At 64.9% G+C, this 16,854-nt stretch carries 22 protein-coding genes and 1 tRNA gene; 12 read left to right on the top strand and 11 right to left on the bottom strand.

Annotated features, from left to right (window positions below; all coding sequences use genetic code 11):
- Positions 1-41 precede the first annotated feature (41 nt).
- Positions 42-368 carry a DUF1330 domain-containing protein gene (locus tag PVU19_RS04000; RefSeq protein WP_050663576.1) on the bottom strand — a complete coding sequence of 109 codons (327 nt, stop codon included), beginning with the start codon at positions 366-368 and terminating at the stop codon, positions 42-44.
- Between the two features lie 196 nt (positions 369-564).
- On the opposite strand from PVU19_RS04000, the gene PVU19_RS03995 reads away from it, so the two are divergent.
- The 4 genes from PVU19_RS03995 (at position 565) to PVU19_RS03980 (ending at position 2,923) form a co-directional block, all read left to right on the top strand.
- Positions 565-639 (top strand) — tRNA-Gly (locus PVU19_RS03995).
- Between the two features lie 115 nt (positions 640-754).
- Positions 755-1,342 carry an imidazoleglycerol-phosphate dehydratase HisB gene (gene hisB, locus PVU19_RS03990; protein WP_050663575.1) on the top strand — a complete coding sequence of 196 codons (588 nt, stop codon included), beginning with the start codon at positions 755-757 and terminating at the stop codon, positions 1,340-1,342.
- 3 nt (positions 1,343-1,345) lie between these two features.
- Positions 1,346-1,984 (top strand): imidazole glycerol phosphate synthase subunit HisH, encoded by a 639-nt coding sequence (gene hisH / locus PVU19_RS03985; RefSeq protein ID WP_050663574.1) that lies wholly within the window; start codon positions 1,346-1,348, stop codon positions 1,982-1,984.
- Positions 1,985-2,923, top strand: coding sequence for a glutaminase (locus PVU19_RS03980; RefSeq protein ID WP_050663573.1), 939 nt, complete (start codon positions 1,985-1,987; stop codon positions 2,921-2,923). It abuts the gene before it with no gap.
- A gap of 259 nt (positions 2,924-3,182) precedes the next feature.
- On the opposite strand, the gene PVU19_RS03975 is transcribed toward PVU19_RS03980, so the two are convergent.
- Together PVU19_RS03975 and PVU19_RS03970 are read right to left on the bottom strand one after the other, a co-directional pair.
- Positions 3,183-3,617 carry a VOC family protein gene (locus tag PVU19_RS03975; RefSeq protein ID WP_050664417.1) on the bottom strand — a complete coding sequence of 145 codons (435 nt, stop codon included), beginning with the start codon at positions 3,615-3,617 and terminating at the stop codon, positions 3,183-3,185.
- A gap of 62 nt (positions 3,618-3,679) precedes the next feature.
- The gene (locus tag PVU19_RS03970) at positions 3,680-4,069 is read right to left on the bottom strand and encodes a DUF2147 domain-containing protein (protein ID WP_050664418.1); all 390 of its coding nucleotides are present in this window, start codon (positions 4,067-4,069) and stop codon (positions 3,680-3,682) included.
- 137 nt (positions 4,070-4,206) lie between these two features.
- Between PVU19_RS03970 and hisA the strand changes: the two genes are divergently transcribed.
- Positions 4,207-4,929 (top strand): 1-(5-phosphoribosyl)-5-[(5-phosphoribosylamino)methylideneamino]imidazole-4-carboxamide isomerase, encoded by a 723-nt coding sequence (hisA, locus tag PVU19_RS03965; protein WP_050664419.1) that lies wholly within the window; start codon positions 4,207-4,209, stop codon positions 4,927-4,929.
- A 15-nt stretch (positions 4,930-4,944) separates the two neighbouring features.
- Here hisA and PVU19_RS03960 read toward each other — a convergent pair whose 3' ends face one another.
- On the bottom strand, positions 4,945-5,397 hold the full coding sequence (locus PVU19_RS03960; RefSeq protein WP_050664420.1) for a DUF302 domain-containing protein: 453 nt from the start codon (positions 5,395-5,397) through the stop codon (positions 4,945-4,947).
- Between the two features lie 102 nt (positions 5,398-5,499).
- Between PVU19_RS03960 and hisF the strand changes: the two genes are divergently transcribed.
- Genes hisF through PVU19_RS03945 form a run of 3 tightly spaced genes read left to right on the top strand, consistent with a single transcriptional unit; the run spans position 5,500 to position 6,893 of the window.
- Entirely contained in the window at positions 5,500-6,288 is a 789-nt protein-coding gene (gene hisF / locus PVU19_RS03955) for an imidazole glycerol phosphate synthase subunit HisF (RefSeq protein WP_050664421.1), read from the top strand.
- Entirely contained in the window at positions 6,285-6,599 is a 315-nt protein-coding gene (locus PVU19_RS03950) for a phosphoribosyl-ATP diphosphatase (RefSeq protein WP_050664422.1), read from the top strand. The genes hisF and PVU19_RS03950 overlap by 4 nt, the downstream gene beginning before the upstream one ends.
- A gap of 3 nt (positions 6,600-6,602) precedes the next feature.
- Entirely contained in the window at positions 6,603-6,893 is a 291-nt protein-coding gene (locus PVU19_RS03945) for a Dabb family protein (RefSeq protein ID WP_050664423.1), read from the top strand.
- A 143-nt stretch (positions 6,894-7,036) separates the two neighbouring features.
- Here PVU19_RS03945 and PVU19_RS03940 read toward each other — a convergent pair whose 3' ends face one another.
- Positions 7,037-8,371: an amidase gene (locus tag PVU19_RS03940; protein WP_050664424.1), complete on the bottom strand. Its 1,335-nt coding sequence runs from the start codon at positions 8,369-8,371 to the stop codon at positions 7,037-7,039.
- Between the two features lie 52 nt (positions 8,372-8,423).
- Here PVU19_RS03940 and PVU19_RS03935 point away from each other — a divergent pair, with 52 nt between their 5' ends.
- On the top strand, positions 8,424-9,677 hold the full coding sequence (locus PVU19_RS03935) for an FAD-dependent monooxygenase (RefSeq protein ID WP_050664425.1): 1,254 nt from the start codon (positions 8,424-8,426) through the stop codon (positions 9,675-9,677).
- Between the two features lie 256 nt (positions 9,678-9,933).
- On the opposite strand, the gene rsmD is transcribed toward PVU19_RS03935, so the two are convergent.
- Complete coding sequence (rsmD, locus tag PVU19_RS03930) at positions 9,934-10,491, bottom strand: 16S rRNA (guanine(966)-N(2))-methyltransferase RsmD (protein ID WP_050664355.1); 558 nt, start codon at positions 10,489-10,491, stop codon at positions 9,934-9,936.
- Positions 10,488-11,693 (bottom strand): NAD(P)/FAD-dependent oxidoreductase, encoded by a 1,206-nt coding sequence (locus PVU19_RS03925; protein WP_050664354.1) that lies wholly within the window; start codon positions 11,691-11,693, stop codon positions 10,488-10,490. The genes rsmD and PVU19_RS03925 overlap by 4 nt, the downstream gene beginning before the upstream one ends.
- Positions 11,694-11,783: 90 nt before the next feature.
- Between PVU19_RS03925 and PVU19_RS03920 the strand changes: the two genes are divergently transcribed.
- Positions 11,784-12,272 carry a peroxiredoxin gene (locus PVU19_RS03920; protein ID WP_050664353.1) on the top strand — a complete coding sequence of 163 codons (489 nt, stop codon included), beginning with the start codon at positions 11,784-11,786 and terminating at the stop codon, positions 12,270-12,272.
- 109 nt (positions 12,273-12,381) lie between these two features.
- On the opposite strand, the gene PVU19_RS03915 is transcribed toward PVU19_RS03920, so the two are convergent.
- Genes PVU19_RS03915 through PVU19_RS03900 form a run of 4 tightly spaced genes read right to left on the bottom strand, consistent with a single transcriptional unit; the run spans position 12,382 to position 15,137 of the window.
- On the bottom strand, positions 12,382-12,678 hold the full coding sequence (locus PVU19_RS03915) for a 4a-hydroxytetrahydrobiopterin dehydratase (protein ID WP_050664352.1): 297 nt from the start codon (positions 12,676-12,678) through the stop codon (positions 12,382-12,384).
- Entirely contained in the window at positions 12,675-13,859 is a 1,185-nt protein-coding gene (locus tag PVU19_RS03910; RefSeq protein ID WP_050664351.1) for a GNAT family N-acetyltransferase, read from the bottom strand. Before PVU19_RS03910 ends, PVU19_RS03915 begins: the two co-directional genes overlap by 4 nt.
- A 52-nt stretch (positions 13,860-13,911) precedes the next feature.
- Positions 13,912-14,679: a glycerophosphodiester phosphodiesterase family protein gene (locus PVU19_RS03905; RefSeq protein WP_050664350.1), complete on the bottom strand. Its 768-nt coding sequence runs from the start codon at positions 14,677-14,679 to the stop codon at positions 13,912-13,914.
- Complete coding sequence (locus PVU19_RS03900; protein WP_050664349.1) at positions 14,676-15,137, bottom strand: RidA family protein; 462 nt, start codon at positions 15,135-15,137, stop codon at positions 14,676-14,678. The genes PVU19_RS03905 and PVU19_RS03900 overlap by 4 nt, the downstream gene beginning before the upstream one ends.
- 362 nt (positions 15,138-15,499) lie before the next feature.
- Between PVU19_RS03900 and PVU19_RS03895 the strand changes: the two genes are divergently transcribed.
- Both PVU19_RS03895 and PVU19_RS03890 read left to right on the top strand, forming a co-directional pair.
- Positions 15,500-16,252, top strand: coding sequence for an MlaA family lipoprotein (locus PVU19_RS03895; protein WP_082238013.1), 753 nt, complete (start codon positions 15,500-15,502; stop codon positions 16,250-16,252).
- Positions 16,242-16,847, top strand: coding sequence for an MlaC/ttg2D family ABC transporter substrate-binding protein (locus PVU19_RS03890; protein ID WP_050664348.1), 606 nt, complete (start codon positions 16,242-16,244; stop codon positions 16,845-16,847). Before PVU19_RS03895 ends, PVU19_RS03890 begins: the two co-directional genes overlap by 11 nt.
- Positions 16,848-16,854: the final 7 nt, after the last annotated feature.

The following is a 16,854-nucleotide window of genomic DNA, read 5'->3' as shown; positions in this document are numbered from 1 at the left end:
GCTGCAATCTAAGGTCCATTCAACGCCAGCATTGCCCGCCCCTACCCTTTCGGCAGATACGGGATCGAACCGGCCACATCGGTATCGTCGATCACCCAGAAATGCCCCTCGCTTCCGGCCTGCCGGGCCTGTGCGAGCGGCGCATATTCGGCATCCTCGGCAAAGGCGCGCGCCGCATCCGCCGAGGGAAACTCGATCAGCGCGATCAGCGTGGTATCCGGGGCCGCGCCCTCGATCGTCTCGATATTGGCGCTGCGCAACAGGTAGCGCCCACCATGCTTTGCGGCAATCTCGTGGGTGCAGGCCGCATAATCGGCCACCCAGGCGTCATCGGTGATCTTGACCTGCGCAATCAGATAGGCGGGCATGTGGTTCTCCTCTAGTTGCCAGGGGCGGGCCCGTGGCCCACCCGACAGCGCAGCAGCCTAGTCACCCTGCGGCAAAACCAAAGACACGTTTGCGTCAGCAGCCGGCCCCGGCCCGCCCCCAAAAAATTCACCACCCCTGCAATTTTCCTCTTGCAGCCGACCGCCAGAGTTTATAGATCACGGCTCACCCAAGGATGCGGGCGTAGCTCAGGGGTAGAGCATAACCTTGCCAAGGTTAGGGTCGGGCGTTCGAATCGCCTCGCCCGCTCCATTTTCTCTCTCAGACCAGACAGATATGGGGCGATCCGCCGGGGCGGTCGTGGCCTTCCCTCTTGGCCTGTGAACCAAGCCGCAGTATAGAGCGCCAAAGCATCAGCGGAGGCCCCATGCGCAACGCCACAATCACGCGAAAGACCGCAGAGACCGAGATCAGCGTCGAAATCGCCATCGACGGCTCTGGCCTCTATGACAATCAGACCGGTGTCGGCTTTTTCGATCACATGCTGGATCAGCTGGCGCGGCATTCGCTGATCGACATGACGGTGCGTTGCGCGGGCGATCTGCATGTCGACGATCACCACACGGTCGAGGATGTGGGCATCGCGCTTGGGCAGGCGCTGAGCCACGCCATTGGCGACAAGCGCGGCATCCGCCGTTATGGCGCGTGCCTGTTGCCGATGGATGACGCGCTGGTGCGTGCCGCCCTCGATTTGTCGGGGCGGCCCTATCTGGTGTGGAACATGGACCTGCCCACGGCCAAGATCGGCACGTTCGACACGGAGCTGGTGCGCGAATTCTTTCAGGCGTTCAGCACCCATGGCGGCATCACGCTGCATGTGGATGCGCTCGCGGGCATCAACAGCCATCACATGGCCGAGGCTGCATTCAAGGCGGTAGCGCGTAGCTTACGCGAGGCGCTGGAAAGCGATGCGCGCAAATCGGATGCGATCCCGTCGACCAAGGGGTCGCTGTAATCCATGACCACCGTCATCGTCGATTACGAGAGCGGCAACCTGCACTCGGCGGAAAAGGCGTTTCAGCGCATGGCGCGCGAGACCGGGGCCGGTGAGGTGGCCGTCACCTCCGATCCGGAGGTGATACGTCGCGCGGACCGCATCGTGCTGCCGGGCGACGGGGCGTTTCCGGCCTGCCGCACCGAACTCTACGATCATCGCGGTGTCTATGAGGCCATCGAGGAGGCGGTGATCGGGGCCGGTCGCCCGTTCATGGGCATCTGCATCGGGATGCAGATGCTGGCCACGCGCGGGATGGAATACAAAGAGACGCCCGGCTTTGACTGGATCGGCGGCACAGTGGAGCATATCGCGCCCTCTGATCCGGCATTGAAGGTGCCACATATGGGCTGGAACGATCTGGTGATCGACCAGCCGCATGCCATCTTCGACGGGATCGCGACCGGCGATCACGCCTATTTCGTCCATTCCTATCATTTCCGGGTGGATGATCCGGCGCATCTGCTGGCCCATGCCGAGTATGGCGCGCCGGTGACCGCCGTTGTCGGGCGCGACACCATCGTCGGCACGCAGTTTCACCCCGAGAAAAGCCAGGCCACCGGGCTGCGCCTGATCGCCAATTTCCTGACCTGGACCCCCTGAATGGGCACGGGTCCGTTGCAGGGCATTCTGGATGAGATCGCGGCGGAGGCACGCGACAGCCTTGAGCGTGGCAAGGTCGCTGATTACATTCCCGAACTGGCCTGTATCGACCCCGATCAGTTTGCCATCGCCATCGCGCGCCCCGGTCAGCCGACCCTGACAGCGGGCGATGCGGGCGTGGCCTTTTCGATTCAGTCGGTGTCCAAGCTCTTCATGCTGGCGCTGGCCCTTGGTCGGCTGGGCGACCGGCTCTGGACGCGCGTCGGGCGCGAGCCATCGGGGCAGGCGTTCGATTCGATGCTGCTGCTGGAGTTGGAAAAGGGCCGTCCGCGCAACCCGTTCATCAACGCAGGTGCCATCGTCACCACCGATGCCGTGCTCGAAGGGGCCAGCCCGCGCGAGGCGCTTGGCGCGCTGTTGCGGTTCATCCGGGCGGCGGCGGGGGATGAGGCCATCCATATCAATGACCGGGTCGCCGCATCGGAAACCGCGACCGGCCACCGCAACCTGGCGCTGGCGCATTACCTGCGGTCGCATGGCAACCTGAGCAACCCGCCCGAGATGACGCTGGGCACCTATTTCCACCAATGCGCGGTGGAATTGAATTGTGCGCAACTGGCCGATGCCGGGCGTTTTCTGGTGGGTGGCCCAGGAGTGCCGCGCCTTGTGTCACAGGCCCGCATCCGGCGGATCAACGCGCTGATGATGACCTGCGGGCATTACGACGGGTCGGGCGATTATGCCTTTCGTGTGGGCCTGCCGGGCAAGAGCGGCGTAGGTGGCGGGATACTCTCGATCGTACCGGGGGTGGCGTCGGTGGCGGTGTGGTCGCCGGGGCTCAATCACTACGGCAACTCCAAGCTGGGCACCGAGGCGATGGAACGACTGACGGCGCGCACCGGATGGTCGGTGTTCGGACCGGAGGTGGCGGGCGGCTGAGAGACGCATGTCTTGATTGGCCTGTTGCTGCCGTTGACCGCTTCACTCATGCGCGGAATCAAGGCCGAAGGCCGCCGCGCATCGCCGGGCCGCCCCCCGGCACGGCGATTTGGCTGCAACCTGCTCTGCGCTCGGATGTTTTTCGGGCTTGGCTGAGATAAAGCGCTACAAAACTGACGTTAGATCGCCGCACCGCGGCCCGTCGATGCGCGGCTCACGACAACGGCAGCTTCAGGCCAGGACCCCGCCACCTTACAGCCTACCGCGCCCACAGCCGTGGCTCTGCCATCTCCAGAGAATTGCCTGCCGGATCGCGGAAATAGATCGAGCGCGCGCCGTTTGGCCAGTGGAAATCCGCCTCGATCTCCACGTCTGCCGCCGCCAGCCGTGCGCACCAATCGTCGAGCGCCGTACCCTCCACCGCAAAGCAGAAATGCCCCGACCCCTGTGCGCCATGGGGCGGCACTGGCAGGTCCGGGTTGCCCGGCGGTTTGCATGTCTCGGATGGGCTGAAAATCAGTAGAACGCCGCCGCCCACGCGGTAGAACACATGCCGCGCATCCACCCGAACGATCCGCTCCAGCCCCAGCACATCGCCGTAAAACCGCTCCGCCGCATCCAGATCATCGGCGTAGAGCGCGGCTTCAAGGATGGCGGCGGGCGGGGCGGCATCGGGCAGGGAATGATCTGTCATAGGGCCATGCTAACGCAAAGGGCGGGCCGACAAAACAGCACCGCCCAAAACGACCGCGCCGCTTATTGCACCTTTTTCCAGGTGCCCCCGTCACGGCAGATGAACATCACGCAGCCGCTGACCTTGAGCCGGTCTCCCTGCAGTTCCAGCTTGGAATTGTAGGTCTTGTCGCGATCCGGAGCATAGACCTTACCCTCGTATTGGCCGTCTCCCACAGGCACGGTCTCAGAAATAATGTTGCGCCCGATATTGTCGCTCGCCGTTTCCTGACCATTGGCGTCAAATGATTTTACCAGTTCACCGCAGAGCGCATTGCCGCAGGGCTTGACCTCGATCAGCCCGGAATTTCCGTTGTCATCCTTGGCCGTCTGCCACGTGCCCAAAAGCGGCTCGGCCATCGCCATCCCGCCCATCAGGCTCAGTGCCGCACTTATCATAACCAGTTTACGCATGTCTCGTCCTCCCTGAGATATGCATCAGAGCCTGAGCCAACCGGGCGCGTCAAATCAAGTCTGACGTCGGGTCGCGTTGCATTTCGCGCGGGTGCGTGCCAAAGGGCACCCGTCACAGCCTGCACGGAGCCCGGCCCATGATCCTCTACCCCGCCATCGACCTCAAGGACGGCAGTGCCGTGCGCCTGCTGCGCGGCGACATGGGTGCTGCCACCGTGTTCAACGACGACCCGGCGGCGCAGGCGATGGAATTTGTCGAGGCGGGCTGCGACTGGCTGCATCTGGTCGATCTCAACGGGGCCTTTGCCGGTGCGCCCGTCAATGCCGCCCCGGTCGAGGCCATTCTGGAGCGGTGCCGCGTGCCCGCGCAGCTGGGCGGCGGCATCCGCGACATGGCCACGATCGAGGCGTGGCTATCAAAGGGGCTGGCGCGGGTGATCTTGGGCACCGTGGCGGTTGAAAACCCCGCCCTCGTGCGCGAGGCCGCACGCGCCTTTCCCGGTCAGGTGGCGGTGGGCATCGACGCGCGCAATGGTCTGGTCGCGACCAAGGGCTGGGCCGAAGAGACGGATGTGGATGCCACGGACCTCGCGAAATCGTTCGAGGACGCGGGCGTGGCCGCGATCATCTATACCGACATCAACCGCGACGGCGCGATGCAGGGGCCGAATGTCGAGGCCACGGCGGCACTTGCCCGCGCGGTCTCGATCCCGGTCATCGCCTCGGGCGGGGTGTCGTCGCTGGACGATCTGATCGCGCTGCGCGATTGCGGCGCATCACTGAACGGTGCGATTTCGGGCCGGGCGCTCTATGACGGGGCGCTCGACCTGAAGGCGGCGCTTGCCGTGCTCAAACCCTGAGCGTGGCAGAGGGCCTTACTGCCCCGCCGCTTTACCCGTCAGCTTGCCAAGCGCGCCACTCATCATCTTGAGGTACTCCGCGTCGTCCGAGATCGAGAGATCGTCGAACATCTCCTTGGGATCTTCATAGGCGAGCCACGTCTGGCCTGCGCCATCTTGATAAACCAGTACCTTCATCGGCAGGAACAGCCCCGCTACCGGATCGTCCTGCATCGCTTGCGTACCGATCTTGGGATTGCCGAAGATCAGCAGCTGTGTCGGGGCCAGGTCCATGTCCACCGAGGCCGCCCCCGCAGCGTGATCGACGCGGGCAAAGACATTGGCCCCTGCGCCGGTGACCGCCGCCTCGAGCCGGTCCATGGTGGTGGCCACGTCGCCGGAGGACTTGACCTTGACGATATCGTCATTGCTGGCCAAGGCAGGCAACCCGGCCAGGGTGATCGCGGCTGCGACAAGAAAACGCTTCATGGTAAACTCCCTCGATTCATAAACAGATAATGGCTGCATCCTCTGGCATCTTGACCTGAAAGCCCATAAACAACGCCGTGAAATTCCTGTAACAGCGACAATATGCTCAAGACCCGTATCATCCCCTGTCTCGATGTCGCCGATGGCCGCGTGGTCAAGGGCGTGAATTTCGTCGATCTGCGCGACGCGGGTGATCCGGTCGATGCCGCGCGCGCCTATGATGCGGCGGGTGCGGATGAGCTGTGTTTTCTCGACATTCACGCCACGCATGAGAACCGGGGCACCATGTTCGACGTGGTGTGCCGCACCGCCGAGCAATGTTTCATCCCACTGACCGTGGGCGGCGGGGTGCGCAGCCCGGAGGATGTGCGCGCGCTGCTGCTGGCGGGGGCGGACAAGGTCAGCTTCAACTCGGCGGCGGTGGCCAACCCGGATGTGGTCGCCCGCGCCGCCGACCGGTTCGGCAGCCAGTGCATCGTGGTGGCGATCGACGCCAAGACCGTGAGCACCCCTGCGCCCCTCCGGGGCGACCCCGGCAAGTGGGAGATTTTCACCCATGGCGGGCGCAAGCCCACAGGGATTGACGCTGTGGAGTTCGCACGGCTTGTCGCCGCGAAAGGCGCGGGCGAGATCCTGCTCACCTCGATGGATCGCGACGGGACAAAAGCGGGATTCAACCTGCCCCTCACCTGTGCCATCGCCGATGCGGTGGACATTCCGGTGATCGCAAGCGGTGGGGTCGGCACGCTCGATCATCTGGTGGAGGGTGTGACCGAGGGCCATGCCTCGGCCGTGCTCGCCGCCTCAATCTTTCATTTCGGCGCCTACACCATTGCAGAGGCCAAGGCACATATGGCTGCCGCAGGTATTCCGATGAGGCTCGCTACATGACGCTCGACGATCTGGCCCGTACCATCGCCGCCCGCGCGAGCGCCGATCCCGACAGCAGCTGGACCGCCAAGCTGCTCGCCAAGGGCCCCGAGAAATGCGCCGAGAAATTCGGCGAAGAGGCCGTCGAGGCAATCATCGAGGCGGTGAAGGGCGACCGCGCGCGTCTGACCTCCGAGGCGGCGGATGTGCTCTTTCACTTGCTGGTCATGCTGCAATCGCGCGGTGTCGCGCTAGATGACGTGATGGCCGAACTGGCGCACCGACAGGGCACCTCCGGCCTATCCGAAAAAGCCTCTCGTTCGAAAGACTAGGACATGATCCGCCATATCGTTTTCTTTTCCGCTGCCAATCCCGAGGACGTGGATCGCGTCCGCGAGGGCCTGATGATGCTCGCCGAAATCCCGCATTCGAGCCATTTCGAAGTCGGGCGCAACCTGCAAAGCGATGCGATTTCGCAAGAGCGGGTGGATCTCGTGGTGTATGGCGAGTTTGATGATGAAGACGCGCTTGCGGCCTACAAGGCGCATCCGATCTATGCCGAATGCATCGCGCTGGTGCGCCCGATGCGCGAATTGCGGATCGCGGCTGATTTCAAGGCTGGCTGAGCGCCGCCGGGGCGGTCAGAGCCTCACATGGCGAGGGTGGGGTTTGGTCTGGAACTGTCATTGCAGTGAGCCGCGCCGGGGTCTGCCGCGCAAAGGTCCGCTTCAGACCAAACCCTACCCTCGCGGACAAAACGACCGAACGCTCACGTAGTCCCGAGCGCCGCTTCCGCCGCCGCTGCCACCCGCAGCAAACGCTCTTCCTGAAACGGTGTGCCGCAGAGCATGATCCCGCAGGACGCAACGCCGGTGGGCAGCGTCACGGCGCAGAGCCCCATCAGGTTGCCGACCCGGGTGTTGCGCAGGGTCAGCAGGTTTTCGGTCACGTAATAGTCTTCATCCTGCATCAGCCGGGCATGATCGGGGGGCAGGTTCGGGGCGGTTGGCATCAGCACCGCGTCATAGCCCGCCACCCGCACGTGCCACGCCGCGCGCAGCCCTTCGAGCCTGTGCCAGCCCGCCACGTAATCCTCCGCCGAGATCGCCTTGCCGCCCCGGAACCGTTCGCGGATGGGGGCGAACATCTTGTCGGGGTCGGCCTCGATCACGTCGCGCCACAACCCATAGGCTTCGCCGGAAAAGAGCGCGGGCGAGAGCGGCATAGCCTCGGCCACTTCCGGGGCTTCGATCTCCTCGATCACGGCACCGGCGTCGCGCAGCCGCGCGCAGGCCGCGGCATAGCCCGCCTCGGGTTCCGACCGTATATCGTCCATCACCACGGTTTGCAGCGCGGCAAAGCGCATCCCCGAGAGCGACGCACCGCGCAAATCCGCCGCCTTGCCGCCTTCGAGCGCCGCGAGCATCAGGGCAGCATCCTCGACCGAGCGCGCCAGCGGGCCCACGGTATCGAATCGCAGGCAGAGCGGCACCACGCCTTGCAGCGAGACGCGGCCCGAGGTGGTCTTGAGGCCCACCAGATCGTTCCAGGCCGCAGGAATGCGCACCGAGCCGCCGGTATCGGACCCGATTCCGCAGGCCGCCAGATCGAAGGCCACGCTGGACGCCGCCCCGGAGGACGAGCCGCCGGGCACTGCGTCCGCGTTGTTCACGCAGGGCGGTGTTGCGGTCACCGGATTGAGGCCCAGACCGGAAAAGGCCAGCTCGCTCATATGGGTCTTGCCGAGGCTGACGAGCCCCGCCGCCGTGCCATTGCGCAGAACCTCGGCATCGTGCCCGGGCACGCGGCCCTTGAGCAGGGCTGATCCCGCCTCGGTCGCCACGCCCGCGCTGTCGAAGAGGTCCTTCCAGCTGACCGGCACGCCATCGAGCGGCCCAAGCCGCTGCCCGGCCTTGGCCCGGGCGGACGCCGCGGCCGCCTCGGCGCGGGCGCGGGTCTCGGTGACGGCGCTGTAGATGCGGTCGCGCAACGGATGGGCGCTGATCGCGGAAAGGTAGGTATCGCAGAGCGCCTCGGGGTCGATTTCGCCCCGGCCAATGCCGCGTCCAAGATCGCCCGCCGTCAGTCTCAGCCAGTCCTGCATCGTGCCGTCCCCTGTGGTTATGCTCAAAACAGTGCTAGCGGCAGAGCGGCGCATGGACAATCCCGCACGCACGGACATATTGAGGGTCATGGAACATGACAGCGATATCCTGATCGTCGGCGGGGGCCTGAATGGCCCGGCGCTGGCGCTTGCCGCGGCACAGGCGGGGCTTTCCTCGACAGTGATCGACGCCCTGCCCGAACCCACCCGCAAGAACGCCACGTTCGATGGGCGGTCCTACGCGCTTGCGCTGGCCTCGGTGCGGCTGTTGCGCAATCTTGGCCTCTGGGAGCGGGTGGCGGAGAACGCGCAACCGATGCTGGAAATCAAGGTCTCGGACGGGCGCGCAGGCGAAGGGCCCTCGCCGTTCTTTCTGCATTTCGACCATGCCGAGATCGAGGAAGGCCCGATGGGCCACATGCTCGAAGACCGCTTCCTGCGCCGCGCACTGATCGAGGCGATGGCCGAGGAGCCGCTGATTGCGCAGGTATCCAGTGACACGGTGACGGCGCAGGAGGCGGGGGCGACCGGCGTCTCTGTCACGCTTGCGTCGGGCAAGGTGCTTGCCGGGCGCGTGCTCATCGGGGCCGATGGGCGCGGCTCGGGCACCGCCGCGCGGGCAGACATCAGGCGCACCGGGTGGGGTTATGGTCAGACCGCGCTTGTCGCGGCCATTGAACATGACCTGCCGCATCACGGCATCGCGCATCAGTTCTTCATGCCGCCAGGCCCGCTCGCCATTCTGCCGCTGCCGGGGAATGTCAGCTCTATCGTTTGGAGCGAGACAGACGCCACCGCCGCACGCTTCGCCGCGCTGCCGGATGCCGAGTTCATGGAGCTGCTGCGGCCCCGATTCGGTGATTTCCTCGGCGGAATCAAGCTACGCGGCAAGCGCTACACCTATCCGCTCAGCCTGACGGTGGCGAACAGCTTTATCGCGGACCGGCTCGCCCTGATTGGCGACGCCGCCCACGGGATGCACCCGATCGCGGGTCAGGGGCTGAACGCCGGGCTGCGGGATGTGGCGGCTCTTGCGCAGGTGATGACCGAGGCCAGCCGCCGGGGTGAGGATATCGCCGCCGCCGACGTTCTCGCCCGCTATCAGCAATGGCGGCGGTTCGATACCGCGACACTGGCGATGGCGACGGACCTCACCAACCGGCTGTTCTCCAACGACAATCCAGTTCTGCGCGCGGCGCGTGATCTCGGGATGGGGGCGATCAACCAGATGCCGGGGCTGCGCCGGGGCTTCATCCGCGAGGCGGCGGGGCTGACGGGGGATCTGCCGGAGTTGATGAAGGGGTGAGGTGGGGGCTGTTGGCCTGGAGCGGTCATAGCACCCCGCCAGAAGGTGTTGCGTGATCGCAGGGCCGGGGACTGGCGATGCAACGGTTATTGCCCGCACTTTATCCCAGCCAAGCCATTCTAAACTCAACACGTTGCGCAAGCTATCAAATCGCCAGGCCGCGGGACGGCCCGGCGATCGCGCGGCACCTTCGGTGCGTTTCGCGCGGGATGCGGCAACGGCAGTTCAAGGCCAAAACCGCCGTCTGAACCCTCGCCTATCCCCGCTCCAAAAACCGGATCATCGTGTCGCCATAGCGCCGCTCTTCGATCAGGCGCAGGCCATCGGGCGGGGTGATCGCGGCGCTTTCCTCCCAGACGATCAGCGCCACCTCGGACACCCATCCCCCGGACAATGCCGCCGCCAGCGCCGCCTCACCCAGCGCCTTGCCATAGGGCGGATCAAGGAACACCAGGTCATGCGACAGGCCGGGATTGGCCCCCGGTTTGCGCGCGTCGGCCGCAAACACCCGGCACGCCGCCTCTGCCCGGCAGAGCCCGATATTCTGCCGAAGGAGCGAAAGCGCCTTGCGCCCGCTCTCGATGAAGCTCACCCCCTCGGCCCCGCGCGACAGCGCCTCGAGCCCGAGGGCTCCGGTGCCCGCGAAGATATCAAGCACATGCGCCCCCGTCACCGGATCGCCATAGCCGCCCGCCAGCACGTTGAAGAGGCTCTCGCGCACCCGGTCGGAGGTGGGGCGCAGATGCGCCGCCGCATCGCCCTTGCCGACACTGGCGAGCGCCCGCCCGCGATGCGCGCCGCCGATGATCCTCACGGTTTCAAGAGCGGTTTGAGATCGGCGCCGGCATCGGCCACCAGCACCGGGTCGGCGGATTTACCAGCGTCGATCAGGCGCTTGCCGACCATGTAGGCGCGCGGGTCGTTCATCGCGTCCACGGCCAGCAATTGATCGCCCTTGTAATACCAGAACGACACCGCTGGCCCCCCGTCGCGGATGACGATCCGGTCATAACCGGTGCTGAGCCCGGCGATCTGCAACTTCACATCGTATTGATCCGACCAGAACCATGGCTGCGGCACGTAATCCTGCGCGCGGCCCATGATATTGCCCGCCACGCACTCGCCCATGTCGATGGCATTGGGCACGCTTTCCAGCCGCAGCCGTCCGCCCTGATGCGGGAAGGACGCGCAATCGCCCACCGCCCAGATCGCCCGGTCCGAGGTGCGGCCCTGCGCATCGACGGCGATGCCGTTGCAGGTCTCAAGCCCGGCCGCCTCGGCAAGCCTTGTGTCCGGCGCGATGCCGACGCCGACGATCACCATGTCCACGTCCAGATCAGACCCGTCCGAGAGCCGCGCGCTGCTGACATGGCCGTCGCCAAAAAGCCGCTCCAGCCCCACGCCCTCGCGGATATCTACGCCGTGGCGGGTATGCAGCGCGCGAAAGTAATCCGAGGTCTCCTTTGCTGCCACCCGTTGCAGGATGCGCTCAGCCATCTCGACCAGAACCACCTGCATGCCGCGCGAGGCCGCCACCGCCGCCGCCTCGAGCCCGATATAGCCGCCGCCGACGATGAGCACCTTTGCGCCCGGCTGAAATCCCGGCGCCATCGCGTCCACATCCGCGAGGGTACGTACCACGTGGACGCCGCCCAGATCGCCACCGATTGCAGCGGGCAGACGGCGCGGCAGCGAGCCGGTGGCCAGCACGAGGTGCTCGTAGCCGAGCCGTTTCTCGCCCATCACCACCTCCTGCGCCGCCCGGTCGATGCCGGTCACGCGCAGGCCGGTGCGCAAGTCGATCCCGGCCTCTGCGTAATAGCTTTCGGGCCGCAGATAGAGCCGCTCCAGCGCCATATCGCCCAGCAGATATTTCTTGGACAGGGGCGGGCGCTGATAGGGCGGCACCGGCTCCTCTCCGATCAGGGTCACCTGGCTGTCGTAACCATCATTTCGCAGCTTCGCCACAAGAGCGGCGCCCGCCTGCCCTGCCCCCACCACAACGACACCTGCCATCTTGATCTCCCGAGTTTCCCGTGGTCACCTGCCTACCATCCGCCTATATCTACATCCACACGCAATCCATCGGAACGACAAGGAGCGACCATGACCCTTTCCACTGGCGACAAACTGCCCGACGCGACCCTGCTGACATTGGGCGAGAATGGCCCCGAAGAGGTGGCGCTGAGCGCCAGGACCGCAGGCCGCAAGGTGGTGATCTTCGCCGTGCCCGGCGCCTACACGCCGACCTGTTCGGCCGCACATGTCCCCAGCTTCATCCGCACCAAGGACCAGTTCGACGCCAAGGGCGTGGACGAGATCATCTGCATCAGCGTCAACGATCCCTTCGTGATGAAGGCCTGGGGCGAGGCCACCGGCGCAACCGAGGCGGGCATCAACCTTCTGGGCGACCCGCAAAGCGCCTTTACCAAGGCGATCGGGATGGAGTTCGACGCGCCACCAGCGGGCCTGCTGGCGCGCTCAAAGCGCTATGCGATGTATGTCGAGGACGGCACCGTCAAGGTGCTGCATGTCGAGGAAAGCCCCGGCACCTGCGAAGTGACAGCGGGCGAATCACTACTGGCTGAAATCTGACCCTGACACCGGGTGCGAGGGGTAAGGCCCCTCGCACGTTCCGGGACATTTGCGGCCAGAAGAAACAACGCCTGTTTCTTTATGGCCCAAATACTCGGAACGCGACGGCTCAGCCCACGAGCCCGTCAAACTTGCGCGCAAGCTTGACGTCGAGCGAACTGAGGCCATCCACGTCATGCGTTGTCAGTGTGATCTGAACCTTGTTGTAGACGTTGAACCATTCCGGGTGGTGATTCCATTTCTCGGCCCAGATCGCGGCGCGGGTCATGAAGCCGAAGGCCTCGGTGAAATCCCCGAACTTGAATTCCTTGTGGATCGCGTCGCGCCCCTCGACCATGCTCCAGCCGTTTTCCAGCAGCGGCTCCAGCGTCGTCTTGCGCGCGGTATCGCTCAGCTTGTCGCTCATTCTTGATCCTCCATCGTGGTTTTTCGGAACGGGCCATAGCCGGTGAGGATCTCGATATCCTCGTCCACGGCGGCGCGTTCGGCCTCCAGATATTGCGCGACGGCCTCGGCAAAGCCCGGGTCGCGCAGCCAGTGCAGCGAGTGCGTGGCCACAGGCAAATAGCCGCGCGCCAGCTTGTGTTCGCCCTGTGCGCCAGCCTCTACCCTTTGCAATCCGTGATCAATGGCGAATTCCATGGCCTGATAGTAACAGAGTTCGAAATGCAGGCAGGGGTGATCCTCGATGCAGCCCCAGTAGCGGCCATATAATGCCGACGCGCCGATCAGGTTCATCGCGCCCGCCACCGGCTGCCCGCCGCGCAGCGCCAGCACCAGCAGGATATCGTCGCGCAGGGTCTCATGCGCGCGCTCGAAAAAACGGCGGGTGAGGTAGGGCGTGCCCCATTTGCGTGCGCCGGTGTCTTGGTAGAAGGTCCAGATCGCGTCCCAATGCTCGGGCCGGATCTGATCGCCGGTCAGCGCCACTATCTCGCCGCCGAAAGCTTGCGCACGGGCGCGTTCCTTGCGGATGGTCTTGCGCTTGCGCGAGGACAGATCGGCCAGAAAGGCGTCGAAACCCTCGTAGCCGCGATTGATCCAGTGATATTGCTGCGTGCGGCGGGGCATCAGGCCAAGGGCTGCACCTGCCTCGGCCTCCGCCTCGGTACAGAAAGTGACATGCAGCGAGGAAATCCCATTTCGTTCGGCCACCTGGCTGGCCCCTTCGATCAGCGCCGCGCGCCCCGCCGCCTCATATCCTGGCCGGGTGAGAAAGCGCCGCCCGGTCACCGGCGTGAACGGCACCGCCATCTGGAATTTCGGATAGTACCGCCCGCCCGCGCGCTCATAGGCATGCGCCCAGTTGTGGTCGAAGATATATTCGCCCTGGCTGTGGGATTTGAGGTAGAGCGGTGCGCAGGCGATCACCTGTCCGCCCGCCTCGGCGGTCAGGTAATGCGGATGCCAGCCGCTGCCGGTGCCGACCGAGCGGCTATCCTCCAGCGCCATGAGAAAACGGTGCGTCGTGAAAGGGTCCTCGGGACGGCCATCTGCGGCCTCTGGGCAGGCACAGGCATCCCAGACCGCCGCCGGGATATCGGCGATCCGCTCGTGCAGGCTGATCGTGATCTCGCTGTCGCTCATGCTTTTGGCCCCGTGCCGTGCCCGGTTCTATCTGGGCTGCGCGTCGCGGGGATCAAGCCGGGATGTCGGGCAGATAGCCCTCGAAGGTGATGTTACGGGCGACCGCCCGGGCGCGCGCCTCCACCTCAGGGCTGCGCACGGTCCAGCACAGGATCGCGGCCCCGTCCCCGCGCAATTCGGCCAGCCGGGGACTGTCCAGATCGTTCACATCATGGCTGACGAAAACAGACCCGCTCGGGCCATACTCCGCCACCGCGCGCAGTTGCTCGCGGGTTTCGGCGCGCAGCAGCGGCCAATCCTCGGGCGTGTAGCCGCAGGTCACGATGCCGCGCGGGATATCCGGGGCGAGCGCCGCCATTCGCAGCACCATATGCGGGTTGAAGGACATCACCGCCACCGGCCCGGCATAGCCTGCAAGAGCCTGCGCCGTGGCCGTTTCCAGCGTGCCGCAGGTCTCGCCCATCTGGCCGTGCTGGTCTTTCAACTCGATCAGGAGCGGCACACGCCCTGCCACGAGGCCGAGGATTTCGGGCAGGCCGGGAATGCCCTCTGCGCCGCCCTTGAGCGGTATGGCGCCCAGATCGGCGGCGTCGCGCTGGCGCACTGGGCCTGTCGCCTCGGTCAGGCGGCCAAGGTCGTAGTCGTGAAACACCATCGCCTGCCCGTCGCGGCTGAGTTGCAGGTCGATCTCGATCCCGTAGCCCGCCGCAATCGCCGCTGTGATCCCGGCGCGCGAATTCTCGGGGCGGGCATCCTCAACATCATGCAAGCCGCGATGCGCCAGCGGCACGCGGCGAAAGACCTCTGGCAATGCGTTCATCTGATCTGGAACACCCCGTCGATCTCGACCGCGACACCGAAGGGCAGCGAGGGGGCCGAGACGGCGGCGCGCGCGTGCTTGCCCGCGTCGCCCAACGCATCGCCGATGAAATCCGACGCGCCATTGATCACCGCCGGTTGCTGGGTGAAATCGGCGGTGGAATTGACGAAACCGGTGAGTTTCACCACCCGCACCAGCCGGTCGAGATCGCCGCCGCAGGCCGCCTTGACCTGTGCCAGAAGGGCGATCGCGCAGACCTTTGCGGCGGCGGCCCCCGCCTCGACATCCATGTCATGCCCCAGCTTGCCGGTGAGCAGTGTGTCGCCGTCCTTGGCGATCTGGCCCGAGACATAGAGCATGTCGCCCGCTTGTACGTAGGGCACGTAATTGGCGGCGGGGGCCGGGGCCTCGGGAAGGGTCACGCCCATCTCGGCAAGCTTTTTCTCGAACTGGCTCATGTTACTTTCTCCCGTGATGTGTTTGCGCCGAACGCTAGCGGCACTTGCCCGGGAAGGAAATCCAAAAATGCCCGCGATATCATCAGGCTGCCGCAGGCAGTTGCGCGCGTTTGCCGATGCCGGGGCGCACCGATTTATGTGATCGCAATTCGCGGCCTCTTAGGCTATTGGGTAGGGTGGTTCAGGAAATGGACCGAGTCGCGACCGCTGTCTCCAATCTGCCACATCATCGTGATGTGACGTGTCGGCATGGTGGGTTTGCTCCTGAAATCGATTATGTAACAAAGACTCATCTTCAATCTGCGGATATTACAGTGCTGCCAATCCCCGCCATAGTTACCCGTCGTATCGTCCAGTCATGTATGCTGTGCGGTGTTCTTGTGCTTGCCGCCTGCGCGCAGCCCACGGCCGATCAGGCCTCGCGCGGGACGTTTGATCCCTATGAGCGGGAAAACCGCAAGATACACGAGTTCAACCGAGGTCTGGATCGCGGGCTCGTGCGGCCGGTGGCCAAGGGCTATGACACGGCGATTCCCGACGATATCGAAAACGCCATCGTGCGCTTTGCGGTCAACACCTCACTGCCCAGCGACATCGTCAACAACGTGCTGCAGTTGAACATGCGCGGCGCGATACAGGACACCGCGCGGTTTGTTGTAAACACGACCGTGGGCCTTGGCGGGCTGTTCGATCCGGCCAGCGAAATGGGCATGCCCGCTGGCACGAATACCGATTTCGGCCAGACCCTGCATGTCTGGGGCGCACGCGAAGGGGCCTATGTCGAATTGCCGCTGCTCGGGCCCTCGACTACGCGTGACACCTACGGCATCTTTGTCGATCTGTTCACCAATCCGCTGTCCTATGTGATCGAAAGCCCCGAGAATCTGGTAATCACTGGGGCGGGCGTGGCGGCGGGCCTGTCGCGGCGCAGCAAGTTCTCGGAAACGATCGACCAGATTCTTTATGAGAGCGCGGACAGTTACGCGCAGTCGCGTTCAATTTACCTGCAAAATCGCCGCTTCGAACTGGGCGGCACCGAGGGGAGCACCTATACTGATCCCTATGACAGTATCGCACCCGCTGCCCCCACGTTGGAGGATCCCTATGACCAGTAACCCATCCCGCCGCCGCTTTGTCGTCTCCGGCCTCGCCCTCGCTGGCGCGGCGCTGGCACCGCTGCCGCTGCATGCGCTGACCGAGGCGCGCGCGCGCGCGCTCGTCGATCAGGTCGTGAGCGAGATCAACCGCGTGATCGCCTCGGGCAAGGGGTTATCCTCGATGATCCGCGATTTCGAACAGATCTTCTCGCGCCATGCCGATGTGAGCATCATTGCGCAATCCACGCTCGGGGCCGACGCCCGGCGGGCCTCCAGCGCGCAGATCCGCGCCTATACGGAGGCGTTTCGTGGCTATGTCGCGCGCAAATACGGCAAGCGGTTCAACGAGTTCAAGGGCGGGCGCATCGAGGTGAACGGCGTGACACAGGTCAAGTCGTGGCACGAGGTGAAATCGACGGCCTATCTGCCCGGCGAGTCGCCCTTCGAGGTTAGTTTTCTGGTCTCGGACCGGTCCGGGCAGGACAAGTTCTTCGACATGATCATCGAGGGCATCAGCCTGCGCCTGAGCGAACGCACCGAGATCGGCGCGATGCTCGACCGGCGCAACGGCGACATCAATGCGCTGATCCAGGACCTCAAGCAGGCGGGCTGAACAACAG

Origin of the sequence: Roseovarius tolerans, from assembly GCF_028885395.1 — a bacterium.
In the GTDB taxonomy this organism is placed as follows: domain Bacteria; phylum Pseudomonadota; class Alphaproteobacteria; order Rhodobacterales; family Rhodobacteraceae; genus Roseovarius; species Roseovarius tolerans.
The sequence above is the reverse complement of the archived record's forward strand: the minus strand, read 5'-3'. Positions and strand labels throughout refer to the sequence as shown.

Excerpts from the sequence above, each read along its gene's own strand:
- PVU19_RS03970 (WP_050664418.1), bottom strand. The coding sequence starts at position 4,069 with ATGCGTAAACTGGTTATGATAAGTGCGGCACTGAGCCTGATGGGCGGG.
- PVU19_RS03895 (WP_082238013.1), top strand. The coding sequence starts at position 15,500 with ATGCTGTGCGGTGTTCTTGTGCTTGCCGCCTGCGCGCAGCCCACGGCC.
- PVU19_RS03945 (WP_050664423.1), top strand. The coding sequence starts at position 6,603 with ATGATCCGCCATATCGTTTTCTTTTCCGCTGCCAATCCCGAGGACGTG.
- PVU19_RS03920 (WP_050664353.1), top strand. The coding sequence starts at position 11,784 with ATGACCCTTTCCACTGGCGACAAACTGCCCGACGCGACCCTGCTGACA.
- PVU19_RS03980 (WP_050663573.1), top strand. The coding sequence starts at position 1,985 with ATGGGCACGGGTCCGTTGCAGGGCATTCTGGATGAGATCGCGGCGGAG.
- PVU19_RS03915 (WP_050664352.1), bottom strand. The coding sequence starts at position 12,678 with ATGAGCGACAAGCTGAGCGATACCGCGCGCAAGACGACGCTGGAGCCG.
- PVU19_RS03905 (WP_050664350.1), bottom strand. The coding sequence starts at position 14,679 with ATGAACGCATTGCCAGAGGTCTTTCGCCGCGTGCCGCTGGCGCATCGC.
- PVU19_RS03975 (WP_050664417.1), bottom strand. The coding sequence starts at position 3,617 with ATGACAGATCATTCCCTGCCCGATGCCGCCCCGCCCGCCGCCATCCTT.
- PVU19_RS03950 (WP_050664422.1), top strand. The coding sequence starts at position 6,285 with ATGACGCTCGACGATCTGGCCCGTACCATCGCCGCCCGCGCGAGCGCC.
- hisB (WP_050663575.1), top strand. The coding sequence starts at position 755 with ATGCGCAACGCCACAATCACGCGAAAGACCGCAGAGACCGAGATCAGC.
- PVU19_RS03960 (WP_050664420.1), bottom strand. The coding sequence starts at position 5,397 with ATGAAGCGTTTTCTTGTCGCAGCCGCGATCACCCTGGCCGGGTTGCCT.
- PVU19_RS03925 (WP_050664354.1), bottom strand. The coding sequence starts at position 11,693 with ATGGCAGGTGTCGTTGTGGTGGGGGCAGGGCAGGCGGGCGCCGCTCTT.
- PVU19_RS03940 (WP_050664424.1), bottom strand. The coding sequence starts at position 8,371 with ATGCAGGACTGGCTGAGACTGACGGCGGGCGATCTTGGACGCGGCATT.
- hisH (WP_050663574.1), top strand. The coding sequence starts at position 1,346 with ATGACCACCGTCATCGTCGATTACGAGAGCGGCAACCTGCACTCGGCG.
- PVU19_RS03910 (WP_050664351.1), bottom strand. The coding sequence starts at position 13,859 with ATGAGCGACAGCGAGATCACGATCAGCCTGCACGAGCGGATCGCCGAT.
- hisA (WP_050664419.1), top strand. The coding sequence starts at position 4,207 with ATGATCCTCTACCCCGCCATCGACCTCAAGGACGGCAGTGCCGTGCGC.
- PVU19_RS03935 (WP_050664425.1), top strand. The coding sequence starts at position 8,424 with ATGGACAATCCCGCACGCACGGACATATTGAGGGTCATGGAACATGAC.
- hisF (WP_050664421.1), top strand. The coding sequence starts at position 5,500 with ATGCTCAAGACCCGTATCATCCCCTGTCTCGATGTCGCCGATGGCCGC.
- PVU19_RS03900 (WP_050664349.1), bottom strand. The coding sequence starts at position 15,137 with ATGAGCCAGTTCGAGAAAAAGCTTGCCGAGATGGGCGTGACCCTTCCC.
- PVU19_RS03890 (WP_050664348.1), top strand. The coding sequence starts at position 16,242 with ATGACCAGTAACCCATCCCGCCGCCGCTTTGTCGTCTCCGGCCTCGCC.
- PVU19_RS04000 (WP_050663576.1), bottom strand. The coding sequence starts at position 368 with ATGCCCGCCTATCTGATTGCGCAGGTCAAGATCACCGATGACGCCTGG.